9 protein-coding genes and 3 pseudogenes are annotated in these 15,105 nt (G+C 32.8%); 7 read left to right on the plus strand and 5 right to left on the minus strand.

From position 1 onward, the window contains the following. Positions 1-219: 219 nt before the first annotated feature. Positions 220-1,304: pseudogene (locus tag NSS74_RS09550) on the minus strand (CotS family spore coat protein). A 2,347-nt stretch (positions 1,305-3,651) separates the two neighbouring features. Here NSS74_RS09550 and NSS74_RS27930 point away from each other — a divergent pair. Both NSS74_RS27930 and NSS74_RS09555 read left to right on the plus strand, forming a co-directional pair. Then, positions 3,652-3,840, plus strand: a pseudogene (locus NSS74_RS27930) (hypothetical protein); the annotation flags it as partial. Positions 3,841-4,281: 441 nt separating this feature from the next. Further along, positions 4,282-4,773: a hypothetical protein gene (locus NSS74_RS09555; RefSeq protein WP_340813455.1), complete on the plus strand. Its 492-nt coding sequence runs from the start codon at positions 4,282-4,284 to the stop codon at positions 4,771-4,773. A 146-nt stretch (positions 4,774-4,919) separates the two neighbouring features. Here the strand turns inward: NSS74_RS09555 and NSS74_RS09560 are convergent, their stop codons facing one another. Genes NSS74_RS09560 through NSS74_RS09570 form a run of 3 tightly spaced genes read right to left on the minus strand, consistent with a single transcriptional unit; the run spans position 4,920 to position 8,353 of the window. Beyond that, the gene (locus tag NSS74_RS09560) at positions 4,920-6,110 is read right to left on the minus strand and encodes a glycosyltransferase family 4 protein (RefSeq protein ID WP_002142160.1); all 1,191 of its coding nucleotides are present in this window, start codon (positions 6,108-6,110) and stop codon (positions 4,920-4,922) included. Between the two features lie 3 nt (positions 6,111-6,113). Beyond that, the gene (locus NSS74_RS09565; protein WP_002142159.1) at positions 6,114-7,067 is read right to left on the minus strand and encodes an NAD-dependent epimerase/dehydratase family protein; all 954 of its coding nucleotides are present in this window, start codon (positions 7,065-7,067) and stop codon (positions 6,114-6,116) included. Next, positions 7,064-8,353, minus strand: a complete 1,290-nt coding sequence (locus tag NSS74_RS09570; protein ID WP_002142157.1) for a UDP-glucose dehydrogenase family protein — start codon at positions 8,351-8,353, stop codon at positions 7,064-7,066. The genes NSS74_RS09565 and NSS74_RS09570 overlap by 4 nt, the downstream gene beginning before the upstream one ends. A 193-nt stretch (positions 8,354-8,546) precedes the next feature. On the opposite strand from NSS74_RS09570, the gene NSS74_RS09575 reads away from it, so the two are divergent. The 3 genes and pseudogenes from NSS74_RS09575 (at position 8,547) to NSS74_RS09585 (ending at position 11,262) form a co-directional block, all read left to right on the plus strand. Beyond that, positions 8,547-9,368, plus strand: a complete 822-nt coding sequence (locus tag NSS74_RS09575; RefSeq protein WP_002142155.1) for a UTP--glucose-1-phosphate uridylyltransferase — start codon at positions 8,547-8,549, stop codon at positions 9,366-9,368. Positions 9,369-9,733: 365 nt separating this feature from the next. Continuing rightward, positions 9,734-10,533: pseudogene (locus tag NSS74_RS09580) on the plus strand (aminopeptidase). Positions 10,534-10,557: 24 nt separating this feature from the next. Continuing rightward, positions 10,558-11,262, plus strand: coding sequence for a YjgB family protein (locus NSS74_RS09585; protein ID WP_002142152.1), 705 nt, complete (start codon positions 10,558-10,560; stop codon positions 11,260-11,262). A gap of 15 nt (positions 11,263-11,277) precedes the next feature. On the opposite strand, the gene NSS74_RS09590 is transcribed toward NSS74_RS09585, so the two are convergent. After that, positions 11,278-12,483 carry an MDR family MFS transporter gene (locus NSS74_RS09590; RefSeq protein WP_340813458.1) on the minus strand — a complete coding sequence of 402 codons (1,206 nt, stop codon included), beginning with the start codon at positions 12,481-12,483 and terminating at the stop codon, positions 11,278-11,280. Positions 12,484-12,545: 62 nt separating this feature from the next. On the opposite strand from NSS74_RS09590, the gene NSS74_RS09595 reads away from it, so the two are divergent. Beyond that, positions 12,546-14,321, plus strand: coding sequence for an SgrR family transcriptional regulator (locus NSS74_RS09595; protein WP_002142150.1), 1,776 nt, complete (start codon positions 12,546-12,548; stop codon positions 14,319-14,321). A 159-nt stretch (positions 14,322-14,480) separates the two neighbouring features. Then, positions 14,481-15,104, plus strand: a complete 624-nt coding sequence (locus NSS74_RS09600) for a YhbD family protein (RefSeq protein ID WP_002142149.1) — start codon at positions 14,481-14,483, stop codon at positions 15,102-15,104. The last annotated feature ends 1 nt before the right edge of the window (position 15,105 follow it).

Below are 15,105 nucleotides of genomic sequence, written 5' to 3' on the forward strand. Positions count from 1 at the left end.
TTTTATTATTAAGGATAACTAGATTGTTTTGATTTAGGTATTTCTTGTATCAAATTCAATTGGAACATCTCTTCTAATATCGCATTTCCTAACCGTTCATAAAACTTAGACATATGGAATGTGCCTCATAAAATCACACTTTTCTTTAGGAATCGTAGAAATATTTTGATTAAATTTTAAATAGTAGATTTAGTTTAACATATCGAACAATCAATCGACTTAAAATTTATCTATTAATATATTCAGAGCCCTTGACTTTATCCTTTCATACTCCATAATAGCTTCGGTGAGTTCAGCAGCAAGTAGTGGTGATTTTCTAACGTATTTTTCACGGATTACATCATATAATTCGTAGGGAAATAGCATATCAATAAACATGATTTTTGCTCGGCTGTTAAAAGGAGAAACTGATTCATATGCATTAATCATAATGTTAAATTGGTCTTCGTTCCATGTACCTGTTTAACATCTTCTAATAAAGGAATAATCATTTTGCGTAAATCCCGAATCGGTAGATCGAACGAAACGGTATCTAAATCAATTACCCAAATTTGATTATTCGTATCCAGTAAAAGGATTTCCTGTTCCATAATCCATAGTGACATAAATTGGGGGATGCTCGTAATTCTTCCATCCACTTTCGATATTCGCTGAACTCTAATAAACGTTGATAAGTAAGTTTTGCTTCTGTAATAAAAGGATCGATTTCAGCTAAGTATAGTTGTGAAAAAGGGTCATCAATCAAGGTCTCAGATAGGTTTTTCCAAACCTCATCTGCATTTGAAATCTTTTAATATAATGATTAGTACAACGACTAATTTTAGCCAAAGATGGGTACTACCTGGTGGTGGCTTATAACCAATACGGAAAGCTAAGTGAAAATCTGCTAATCCCTTCATAATCAACTAGATCTTCTTGCATAAATCCAATTCAAAAGGTCTACCTTCAATCCACTCGTATAAAACAAATAAAAATGGATAGTATTTTTGTATAGAGTTGCTCCTTTTTATTAGGAATTATATTTGGAACACGCATGCCTTTTTTAGAAAGATAATCTTGAGCATGAATTGAAAGCTAAGCCCTTCTTTCAGGGCGATGAATTCTCTTTAAACAAAATGGTCCATCTGAAGTATGAATTTTCCACCTAAGACGTAAGTTGCCCACCTTGTATAAGTTCGATTGTAGAGTTGTATGAATATCCCAATGTTTTAATCATGCTTTCTGCTAATGATATTAATTTTTCTCCTCTTCCGGGTGATAATTATACCATTGCTTCCTTATCGTGATTTCAAATATGTCACCATCCTTTTGTATTCTCTTACCTTCTTTACCATTTGCTGTGTGCATTTTGTTTGAGACATTCGCCTATCAAACAAAAAATGACAATACTTTCCTAATTTAATTGTAAAGAATGAAAAAACATTGACTAATTCACAAACTGATAAAAAACATTTAAGCAACATATATTGAAAAAAATTGTATTTTTTATGAAATAGGGAGGGGAAAAGAATGAAAATTGCAATAATTGCTACTGAAAAGCTACCAGTACTGCCGTGAGAGGGGGTGCTATTCAAATTTATATAGGTTCCGTCGCCTCCATTATTGCTTCTAAAGGAAATGATGTAACAGTTATCTCCGACTTGGATCAATTTAAAAACGGAAGAAAAAGAGTGGTGTAAGATATATACGCTTTGCAGAAGAGGGTTATCTTCATGATATTCTTGAGCAGCTTGAAAATGAGCATCTTGATGTGATTCCTTTACTATGTCGCCCTAGTGGATTGCGTTTTTAAATTAAATCAACAACAAATACAAGAACAATAGTGTGCATAATGAAGTATTTCGCATATAACAAAGAATGGTGATCAAGAAGGTGAAAAACGCGTATTAAAGCTGTTTTAGAAAATTGTATACAGGTAGTGATTATATTGGAGAAACAATTACCTCGCGCTTTAAGACAGCAAATTCTAAAACAAAAACAGTATATTCAGGTACAGATTTAAATGAATACCATCTCCGGCTTGGACTGTAAATGGAAAAGAGATTAAACATTATGTAAAGAAGAATTAAATTTGCAAAATAAAAAGGTGGTTTTGTTTGTTGGACGTCTGAGTAAAAGTGAAGGACCTCTATTTTGCTACAAGCTCTCCTAAATCATTGAAAAAACCCCAGAAATTGTAATGGTTTTATTGGATCAAAAATGGTTTGAAAACGTGAAACAATGTAAACAATTATATACGCTCATTTATATACATTGAACAACGTGTTTCAAAAAATAATGTAAATATTATCAAATTTGTTAAGCCTAAATATTTAACACTGCACGCTATGTCAAATCTACTGAACTGATACTTCTCAAGTGGCGGGAACCTCCCCTTTAGGTATTATGACAATGGCGGCGGGTTTGCAATTATCTTGTGTCGGTGGTAATCTGAAGTATTCGAAGAAGGAAAGGAACAATACTCTTCTATGTCAATGATTTCGGAGAATCCTGATGCATATGCAGAGAAAATTATTAATCTAGTAAGAAATAATGAATCTGAAACCAAATGAAATCACCTGGACGACAAAGAAAGTTGAAAAAAGGATTTTGAACGAATCGCGTGCGAATTTAATTGTTGGAGTATATAAGGAAGTGCTATAGAATTCAAGAGAGGATGAAGGGAATTGGGAAGAAATAAACAGTTGGAGAAGAACATTTTAATAAAATTCTTGGTTTTTGTCTCGACCGAAATTTAATCTAATATGTATTGCAATCCAGTAGAAGTGGGAGAACTGTTTGGGAAGTGGAGACAAATGAAGGATTAAAATATTACATGGCACATATGAAACCAAAAGAATGTTATTTATTGCTGGAGCGCATTTACATCTTTTTCAAAGGATTGCCGATCACAGAAATGCATAAAACAAATAGAGGAGGAGTTTTGTATTGGAGCTGAGTAGTGTACATATGTATTATATGATAAACATCAAGGAGAAGAAGTAATTTTACTATTATAATAAAGAACAAATGGAAAAAGTGCTTATATGCAGGTAAGTTTCACTTCAAGCACAATTATAAAGAAAGTAAAATGAAGAAATTGATTGGAAAATGCTTTTAGTTATATAGTGGAAATTACAAGAATTAGAAGGAAACAAAAGGATTGCACAATCTTATCCAAATGACGTGTTTTCAACAATGTTTTTAGAATATGTTGATAACATGATAGCTCGTGCTAAAAGGGTATTACAAGAAATTGATGAACCATTTTACGCGGACGGACAAAGCAAGTAATCGCATCTAAAGTTTTTATTCAACAAGATTTTACATTGGCAAGATTTGAGAAATAGATGATTCTATTTTTATGAAGGAGTTACATTCTATTACAAACTGAACACAGTAGAGATTTACGTATTATTTTAAAATAAAGTAATGAAAAAAATGTCAGTTTTGAATGTAATTTAGTGATTCATATGCTGAGTGCTTACGATTCAGAAAATCCATTATCAGAAAAACAATATCGCATACTTCTGGTTGATTTAACATTTTATGATTTTTCTGAAAATATTATTTAGGGCAAAAGCGTTCGTAGTCTGATGAAAAATATATTTGGGCATTACAAAATACGTGCACTTGAAGATTCTAAAGAGGAGTTATCGATTTCAGATATTTATGACGAAATCAAGAATAAAAGTGGAGGAGGAAGAAAGCGAAATTGAATGGGAAGAAATAATCATGCCTATTTTAGATTTAGAAAAATTTATGTTTTCTCCACCAAGTACATGGATGGGAAATGTCAGAATATGACAAACACTAGAGAAACAAAAAGAAATTGTACTTGATGAATCATCTATATTAGAATTTAGCAATTATTAAGATATGATTACAATTCAAGTTACCTACAATGGGATTATAAATTTAGAAACAGCTAAACAGTAAAACAACAACAATAGATAAGGACGAATAATGATGAAATAAATGATGGGATGTTCAAAATCGTTAGAAAAGGCTTAATTTAATCGATTTCAACTTGCTACTGAACCAGAAAAACCAAAAATAAAAATACAAATTATTACACCTAACGAGCCATTAAAAAGACCATGGATAATACAAATTTTAAAAACAACATTTCAGAAAAAAATAATAGAAAAGTCACATTACAACAATCTCATTTTATACTTTCTAGCATATTTAAATATAAATCAAACAGGGAGGAGTTATGTAAATGGCTGATGTAAAAGAGCAAAAATAAAAATAGATTTTGAAGATAAGCACAAGTATTAATTCTGATCAAGATGTAAAGTGTATCCAAACTTTTGGCTGAAGTTATTTCAATCTGGAGCACATACTGGTGTAGAGGTAGAAGTTCAATACAATGATGAAACAGAAATAACTTTTACTGATGAAGACGAAGAAGAAGAAGAAGAAGAAGAAGAAGAAGAAGAGAGACGAAGACGAAGACGAAGGCAGAAACTGAAAGAAGACGAAGAAGACGAAGAAGAAGATGAAGAAGACGAAGAAGCGAAGACGAAGAAGAAGATGAAGAAGACGAAGAAGACGAAGAAGACGAAGAAGACGAAGAAGAAGAAGAAGACGAAGAAGAAGAAGAAGAAGAAGATGAAGAAGACGAAGAAGACGAAGAAGATGAAGAAGACGAAGATGACGAAGATGACGAAGATGATGAAGAAGACGAAGATGATGAAGAAGATGAAGAAGACGAAGAAGACGATGCATAAGAAAAATCCCCCCTTTATATTAGGGGGGATTTTTCTTATGCTTTTGTTCATTTTATGAAATTTATATACTAAATAAGAGGTTGAAGTAAAGGATAAATATATTCTTCAGTAAGTTTAACTTTCTCACGCATTAACGGCCTGTAAAAATCCGAGTGTTTCAACTAGTAATTAGTGGAGTAAAAAAACACTGATTAAAGTTTTTCTTTATATAATTTGAATTTTAAGTGGTCGCATTAGATTTTTTACAGGTTGGTGTGTTGGTATTGTAACTTGTTTATATACTTGTTTTAACTTATTAGCTGTATGCATAAATGTAAAGTTTTTTTCAACAATCTGTCTGCCATTTTGAGCCATCAATTTTGCGAATTCTGGTTGAGATAGCAAACCTTGGATAAGCCTAGAAAACTCTTTCGGGTTATTATATTGTTCAATTAAACAGCCGTTATGTTCATCTGTTATAACTTCTGCATTTCCACCACGGTTTGTTGTAATGATAGGGGTTCCAGCAGCCATTGCTTCATAATGAACACGTGCTAATGGCTCATGCCATTGCGAACTGCAAACAAATATATCTCCCATTAAAAATATATTATGAATTTGATCTGCTGGAATAAATTTAGTGAAAAGCACGTGTTCTTTAATAGGTTTAGCGAGACTATGCAATTTTTTAATATATTTATTTACTCCGTTATCACTAAACCATTTACCTCCAACTATAACGAGTACCGCATCTTTATGGGCTTTAATAACCTCTTTCATAGAATGGATGAGTATATCTGGTCCTTTATTTTTGGTCAATCTACCGACAAATAGAATTACCTTTTTATCTTGGATAGCGTATTTTTTCCGAAATTCGTTTCTAATTTTTTGTCCGTTGGGAGTCCAAATTGGAGGAGATGTTTTTATATTTACACCAGAGTAGACGATCGAAATTTTATGTTCAGCTTGTGGGAATCTTTCAATTACTGTTTCTCTAATATAGTTACTAACCGTAACGATAGCTGTAACCATTTCAATAATTAGGTTGCCTTCAAGGAAAGATATTTTGTGTTCAGCAAACATATCATTATGAAGACCTAATACAAATTTACTGCCTGGAGAGGCTTGTTTATATAGGGGGATATTTTTTGGACGATTAAAAACGTGTATAATATCAAAAGCATTGGATTGAAGTGCTTTTATAACATTCTGCTCATATTCTATTTGAGGGAAATACATGTAATGAATATTATTTTGTGTTGATTGTTTTGGAAGACTTGGGTCTGAAATGGAAAAAATAGTGAGGTCGAATTCTTGACATATATAGGGGGATACTCCATCAATCATCATTTGAATTGCACCACCTCTAATTGCTGGAGAGGGTAATTTTTCAGTACATATATATGCGATTTTCATGAACTAGTCTCCTTTATAAAGTTGTTTTATATACTTATATTCTGCTTCCAATCCATTAGCTAAAGAAATAACTGGATGATATTGTAATAATTTATTAGCCTTAGATATATCTGCCCATGTTTGTTTTGGTTCGCCAGGAATTGATTTCAGAAAAATTTTATGTGCTGATTTACCTGATATTTTTTCAAGTGTAGAAATGATATTTAAAATAGAAGATCGTTCTGTTCCACCGATATTTATAACTTCTCCTACTATATGTTCGCTTGTCTCTAAAGCAGCTATGGTTCCTTGTATACAGTCATCGATATAGGTAAAATCACGTGTTTGTGTTCCATCACCAAATATTGTGAGAGGTTTATTTTCTAGTATTTGTTTAATTAATCTGTGGAATGCCATGTCAGGTCGTTGTCTGGGTCCATAAACTGTAAAATATCTTAAAATCACAATTGGTATTTGAAAATTTTTGTGGTAAATATGACATAGGTGTTCACTACTTAATTTTGTGACACCATATGGAGAAAGGGGATTCGGTAATAAGTTTTCAGATACCCTCCCGGATTTTTCTCCATAAACAGAAGATGTTGATATCTGAATGAATTTCTCTAACTTTACCTCTTTACATGCTTCAAGTAAATATTGTGTAGCAAGTATATTATTGGTTACATAAGGATCGAAATCCTTTCCCCAGCTTGTTCTTACGCCAGGGATAGCAGCTAGATGATAAACGACTTTTACATCTTTTAAAAGCTTGGGTAAATCTGTAGTTAATATATTTTCTCTTATAAATTGAAATCGTGGATTCGTTTGAAGGGTCTGAATATTATCTATTTTTAAGGGTATTGGGGTAGGACCAATAAAGTGATCAATTCCAACTACATGATATGACTTGTTTTTAAGTAATGCTTGACATAAATGAGAACCAATAAAACCGGCGGCGCCTGTTACAAGTATTTTCATGAACGACCAACTCCTATATAGCGTAAACCGTACTGCTCTATTTCATCTTTATCAATACAATTTCGTCCATCCACAATTGTGCATCCTTTCATTAATTGTTTGACTTCTTGCCAATTAAGTTTTTTAAATTCGTCCCATTCTGTGGCAAGAATAATACAATCAGAATTTGTGATTGAGGATTGTAGTTTTTTATGTTGTGTAACTTGTTTATTCAAATGCAGAGGAAGAGCAGCTTTTGGATCATACGCATGAAGGTTGTAACCAAGAGGAAGTAATTTTTCAAGAAGTTCGACAGCAAGTGAATTACGAATATCATCAGTGTTTGGTTTGAAGGAAATTCCTAAAATAGTTATTTTTTTTGAAGATGGTACTTTTATAGTATTTTTAATTTTTTCAACATAGAGGTCAATCTGTGTAGAATTAATGGATTGTACAGCTTGCAAAATAGGAACTGTTATCTGTCTATCATTTGCTGTATATATGAGTGAATGTAAATCTTTTGGGAAGCAGGATCCTCCATATCCCATTCCTGCTTGGAGAAAATGGGGATTAATTCGAAAGTCGTAGCCGATTCCTTTTGCCACTTCATTAATATTAATGTGATAAGCGTCACAAATCCGGGCGATTTCATTTATAAAAGATATTTTTGTAGCCAAAAATGCATTGGCTGTATATTTAATCAGTTCAGCTTCGTTTAAACCCGTGCAAAGGAATGGAGCATTAATCTTTTTATATATATTCTGCATAATTTCTAATGACTTTGTGTCATTTTTTTGGATACCAATAATAGTTCTATCCGGAATAAGCATATCTTGAACAGCAGATCCTTCACGGAGAAATTCAGGGTTAGAAACAATATTAAATAGGGATGACGGTACACCATTTTTTATGAGCATTTCATATAGATGTTGATTCGTTCCAGGTGGAACTGTACTTTTAGTAATAATTGTTTTATACTCTTTTATTTCTGGAACTAGTAGGTCAATAACAGAGTATAAATATTTTAGATCTGTCTTTCCACTGGAGGTAGAAGGTGTTCCTACAGCGATAAAAATAACGGATGATTGTTGTATAGCTAGACTAATATCATGCTGGAATTTCAATTGTTTTCGATTTTTGTAAATAAGCTCTTTTAAACCTGGTTCGTAAATTGGGCATTCTCCCCCTTGGAGAGCTTGGATTTTATTATAATTTTTGTCTACACAAATAATAGAATGACCTAATTCGGCTAAAACCGCCGCCGATGTGAGTCCAACATAGCCAGATCCTATAATACATATATTCATACGGCAAATCACCTTTCTGAAGTTAGTACTAGTTTTTACAGTATATTAGCGGACAAGTTAGAATGGTGACATATGAAAAGGCCTATTCATACAAGCGATGTGAGATAGGAGCCTTTTTTAAATTTGTGATGCGCGGTTAAGGGTTCTATTGAATATAATATTGAAAATATGTTGAAGAAGGAGGGAGAGAGGAATGATAAAAAAAGCGATCATTCCAGCTGCTGGTTATGGTACAAGGAGTCTTCCTATTACAAAGGTAGTTCCGAAAGAAATGTTTCCAATAGGTAATAAACCTGCAATTCATTATATTGTAGAAGAAGCTATGAAGTCAGGTATTGAACAAATATTAATTGTTCTTTCAAGTAGAAAGAACTTAATAGTTGATTACTTTGATTATTCATTAGAACTAGAGGCATTTTTAGAAAGGGAACAAAAAGTCGAATTGTTAAAAAAATATAATATTCCTAACATTCAAATCCATTATGTAAGACAGCCGTATGCGAGAGGACTTGGTGAGGCAATAAAATTAGGAGAAACATTTATTGGTAATCATCCTTTTGCTGTGCTTTTGCCGGATGATATCATAATTTCTGATAAAGAAACTGCCTTAAATCAACTAATTAAGATATACGAAGAGACAAAAAGTAGTGTATTAGGTATCCATACAGTACCAGATGAAGATTTAGGGAGATATGGAATTGTAAATGGGAATAGTGTTAAAGCAGATTATATTCAGATTACAAATATTGTTGAAAAACCAAAAGTAAATCCTCCATCTAATCTTGCGGTGATTGGACGCTATATTTTTACGCCAAATATATTCCAGTTGCTAAAAAAGGTTGAGTCTGGACATGGAGGTGAGTATCAACTAACTGATGCAATAGAGTCTTTGCTTATGACTAAGAACGTGTATGGCAAAATTATTGATGGAAAAAGATTCGATATTGGACAAGAAAATGATTATATTCAACTTCTTAATTTTATACATGAAAAAAATAGAACAAACATGAATTGAAATGGTGTGAAATTTCTTAATATACATGAACTTAAAAAATTTCAATGTGGATATAAGCTTACTTAAATCATTGATAGTACAGGAATAAAGCGAAATATGATTTTGAACTCAAGAAAACCTCAATGTATTTTCTACTTCATACCGTGCAAATGAGATTATTAATAACTGTATATAATAATGGGATATAAAAAAGTTCTTTATTAAAATGTGGTATGTATACTACTTTTTAATAAAGAACTTTTTTATGTAACGACAATTTTTTCTGTTTTTTTATTTAAAGTGAATTTTGTGATAATTCCTTTTAAGTTATAGTAGAAGGATTGTAATAAGTAATGAGAGAAGGTGTATAGAAGGAGATGAATAAGATGATTAACAATACAATTCCAATCTTTTTGAATATTTCGGAAAGAGATGATATAGGATTACATGACTTGAACAAATATTATGATATGTACCCAGAAGCCTTCGAAGAGTATTTTAAAAAGTATCCTGAAAAACTAAAAGACATTCGTATTATTTCGGGAATTTTACCATCTATTATTCAAGAAATTAGTGAGGAGTATCGCATTCAATTTGGTTTTAATATAGATTTGACTTTTCATCTATTTGTAGGTGGATTTGGTTCCAATGCATTTGTAGAAAGAGATATTATGGAGGATATATTTCTTGCGGCAGAAAAATTATCTCCTGAAAGGGAGCATCTTCATGTTATCGTTGCCCATGAAATCGGACATATATATCATAATGTAGCATTACAAGAGAGTGGAATGGATTGGACTAAAGCAGAATGGAATGATGCAGCGGTTAGTTTATATCGTGAAGGAGTCGCGACATATTTATCGCAAAGAATAGCTAAAGGGTTAAAAAAATCAGTCTATTATTCATATGATAATGATGGTGACGATTTGTTGTATTGCTATGAAGAACATAAAGATCATATTAAGAAACATTTTTCACAAGATTATATTAAAGGGTGGACAGATGAAAAGAGAAAGAATGGTTCCGTTTATCAGGAGGGACCTATTTCGGATACAACCGACTTGGTTATTTTTTAGGAACATCATATATAGAGTATATAGTCCATACTTTCGGAGAAAGCGAAGCACTTACTTTTTCGAGCGAAAATAATTTGAAGAGCAGTGTTATGGAATGGTTGCAAAAGTGAATATGTTGAAGAGGGAGGCTGAAAATGATGAAAGTATATATGAAAGTGCTTATAGTATTCCTAACTTTAACGTGTGTAGCGGCTTTAACCGCGTGTAATGACGCTGAGGAAAAGAAACAAACTAATTCAACATCAGAAAATAGTACGAAAAAAAAGAGCGATACGTCAGAAACGGGTAAAAATAATGAGGACACCGCTTCGAAAAAAGAGAAAGAGTCTGTGGAAAAACCAAAAGGTCATGATTCGGTAAAACCTTCAACGGAGTCTAATACGAAAAATACAGTGCTTAATCAAAAATCAATTAACCATGTAAAAGATATATTTGAGCAAGCGAAAGAAGGTAAAGTACCTAACGTACCATATGCAGCACATACAGGTGACATCGAGGAAATAGAAAAAGAGTGGGGAAAAGCAGATAAAACTGATCAAGCAGGCAACGGGATGTATGCAACTTTTACAAGTAAAAATGTAGCATTTGGCTTTAACAAAGGATCTCAAGTCTTTGATGTTCGCTCATATCATTCAGAACTCAAATCGATTACGTTGCAAGAAATCGAAAAGGCTTTAGGAAAACCAGCGTCTGTTAAAGTAAGTGGTAATGACAAAATATGCGTTTATAAAGTAAATGACCAGTTTGAATTAAAATTTATAATTCCGAAATCGACTGGTAAAGTACATCATATTTCTGTGTTCTCACCGGAGGATAGTATTAATAAAATGGCAGGTTAAATAAAAGAGCTGTTCCTATAGGGACAGCTCTTTTACTTTGTTTTTTTCTAACGATTGAACAAAAAAAGCTTGAATAATACCGCCAATTATTAATAAGAAGGCACAAATATAAAATAGAGTACTACCGCTTAATTTACTTAATAACAATGCTCCTACAAAAGGTCCGCAAGTTCTTGAAATATCCCAATGTATACCGTATATAGAAAAGTATAATCCGCGACTATGACTTGGAGCCATTTGTGAAACGAATCGTAGTAAGTGATTCAAAGCGATACTTTCCCCAATTACTAAAAAGAGCAATGTGAAGAATAATGACCATATTGTTGTGGAATAGCCGTAGCCAATCGCAGCTAACGTATAGCAAGTATAGGAAATAACAATGATTTTAGCCATAGAAAACTGTTCAGACCATTTCACAAGGAAAATTTGGAGAATTACTTCCATGACTGCTTTACAAGTTGAGATAAATACGAGTATGAATAAAAAGTTCGGAAATACACTTTCGGCGAATATACGATAATTCGACTCGGTTTGAGCGTAGAAAAAACTAATAGGTAGCGTAGAAACCATAAGTCCAAACACAGCATAATGCTTTGAAATAAATTGTTTTGGCGGATATACTTCTTTAGTTTTATTAATGTTTTTCATGAGTGGAGCTGTTTCAGGAAGCTGTGTCCAAACGAGAACAGCATATAGCGTAAGGGCTACACCTTGCAAAATAAATAAATACTCAGGGTGACTAGTATAGAAAAAGGCACCGATTAATGGGCCAATTACAGAGGCGATTGCTCCCATCGTTTGCAGAACAGCAAATATTTCTGCCTGTTGTTCTTCCCTCGTTAAGTCAGCGATTTGAGCGCGTTGTGCCGGAATATATAAAGAGCGGCCAATACCATTTACTACATACAATAAGGCGAAAAAGGCGACCGATGCAGCAAAAACGAATCCGCTTACGGCAAAAGCTTGTAAAAGTAATCCGATTAACATGATTTTCTTTCGGCCGTATTTATCTGTGACACCCCCAGCGATTAATGTAAACACAATATCAGCGAGAGGCTGTAATCCGAAAAGAAGCATTGTAACTATGACATTACCATTTAAAGCTTTATTAACATGAACAATAAAAATGATAGCTAACATCGCTTCAGTCGTTCGGACTAACAATTCACCGAACAATCGAATGAGGATGGGCTTATTATAACGTTTTAAAAGATACTTCATTTTTATTTCCTCCTTTCTATATTGAAATGATAAGATGGAAGCTAGAAATGAAAAAGGGTAGAATGAAAGAGGAAGATTTTTCATCTTTTAGGGGGCGTTTTATGATTATTTTGGAGCAATATATGCACCTATGGCTCCAGTATGGAAAAGGGAGAGCAGAGGACGAAAGATTAGAAATAACAATACAAAATATATCTGAAACTTTATTTTGTACAGAGCGAAATAGTAAATTAATCATAAAAAAATTAGAAGAATTAAATTGGATTATGTGGTTTCCAGGCCGAGGGAGAGGGAATCGTTCAAAGTTGTTATTTCAAAAACATCCACTTTCTTTAATTTTAGAAAGAGGAAAAGAAATAACGAAACAAGGGGATGTAAAAAGCGGGAGTGCATTTATTGAAAGGTATAGCTCGTATTTTCCATCACTTCAAACTCAATTTCAAACTTGGATAGATTCGATATTCGGTTATCAAGTCGAAAGGACGTCTCAAGGAAGAAAAGATGTGCTTCGTTTGCAAGTCCAAATGAATCTAGATATTGCATTAGATCCTGTTTACGCTACGATGCGTTCGGAATGTCATATGGTAAAACATATATACGACACATTAGTGTATGTAGATGGAAATACAAACAGTGTAGAGCCAAGACTTGCGTTTTATTGGGAATATGATGACCAGAAATATATATGGACATTCTACTTACGAAAAGGTGTTCACTTTCATAATAGAAAAGAACTAACCGCTTATGATGTTGAACAGACATTTAAACGATTTATGAAAGCGAAAAAGAATCCGCATGCTTGGATGTTACAGCACGTTGAAAGTTTACATATTCTTGATGACTACATTGTGCAGATTCGCTTATCTACAGATAATAAGCTGTTTTTGCATGCTTTAAGTACAGAACAATGTTCTATTGTAAATGAAGATGAAGACGGGAAGTTAATCGGTACTGGACCGTTTCGGTTATGTGAAAAGAATGAGGATGTATTCGTATTAGAAGCAAATGATTTATATTTTCGCGAACGACCTTTTCTCGATCGAATTGAATTATGGAATGTAGAGCACAGAGTTAATACGTGCGATATATTAGCGAAAGCACGTTATAAAAATATAGAAAACCATCATAAAGAAGTATCTAGACTTGAGTCGAATGTAACTTACATTACGTTAAATACTGCAAAAGAAGGACCTATGCAAAATGTGATGTTTCGGAGAGCTTTATATAAAATTATTCATGGTAATAAAATTGTTGAAGAATTACAGGGAGAGCGCGGAGAAGTAGCGGATGAATTAGTACTCACAAAGAACGGTACAATTCAAATTAACAGGGATATACATACACTTATTAAATGCAGCTCTTACGGTAATGAAACACTGCGATTAGATACATTTACAGGGCAAGATCACGTTGAAGATGCGCATTGGATACAAAAAGAATGTGCAAAATACGGAATTAAAATTGATATTGAGTTTCTTGAACAAGAAGAGTTACTGCAAATGAGTACGATACAAAAGGCTGATATAATGCACGATAGTGCGACAATTAGCGAACGGATAGAAGATAGTTTACTATATATGTTTCTTACAAAAAACAGCTTTATTCATCAGCATAGCAATATAAACTTTAACGAAGTATTACAGCTTTATTTTACAGAAAATCAATTAGAGAAACGGGTGACACTGTTACGCGATATTGAGGGCACACTGTTACGTGAAGTACATATCATTCCTTTATATCGTAATAAACAGCGAGTAAGTTCACACGAAAAAATACAAAATGTAATGATTAATTCACAAGGCTGGATTGATTATTACGATATATGGTTTAAATCTTGATATATAAAGGTTCTTATGCATTTTGATGAAATGCGTAAGAACCTTTTTTTATATAAAAAGGAGGTTTGTTTTACACATTGTTACGATACTTATTATAAAAGTTCGTTTACAGCGTAACAGTGTTATGTTACATTGTTATCAGGAAGGAGTGTTATACAGTTGAGTACAGATTTAATTTCAAAAAAAGATTTATTAGAACTAACTGGTATTTCATACGGACAGTTATACAGGTGGAAGAGAAAAAATTTAATACCGGAAGATTGGTTTGTGCGGAAGTCAACGTTCACAGGTCAGGAAACATTTTTTCCGAAAGAAAAGATATTAGAACGTATTGATAAAATTCAAACGATGAAAGAGGATCTATCACTTGATGAATTAGCAAATATGTTTTCACCGAGCGTGACAGAAATTCATTTAACAAAAGATGATTTGTTACGTAAGGGTATTGCATCAGAACCAGTCTTACAATTTTTTATAGAACAAACGAATAAAACGGCAGAGTTTCAATTTGCAGATATTCTTTACGTGTATATGTTAGAAGAACTTCTTCAATCAGGAGACGTTAGTTTAGAAGAGGGGAAAATGTTCTTACAAGTATTAAGTGAAAATTACGAAGCGATTAAGCATAAAAATTGTGACATAATTATCGTTCGAAAGTTAGGGATTTCTACATGTTTCTTAGTTTCAAATGTGGACGATTTAATTTTTGAAAAGGGAACAAAAATTGTTTTACGGGAAGCAATTACGAAATATACCGAAGCATTAAAAACTAAACTGTTGTAGT

This window comes from Bacillus sp. FSL E2-8868, from assembly GCF_038005505.1.
Classification (GTDB): Bacteria; Bacillota; Bacilli; order Bacillales; family Bacillaceae_G; genus Bacillus_A; species Bacillus_A mycoides.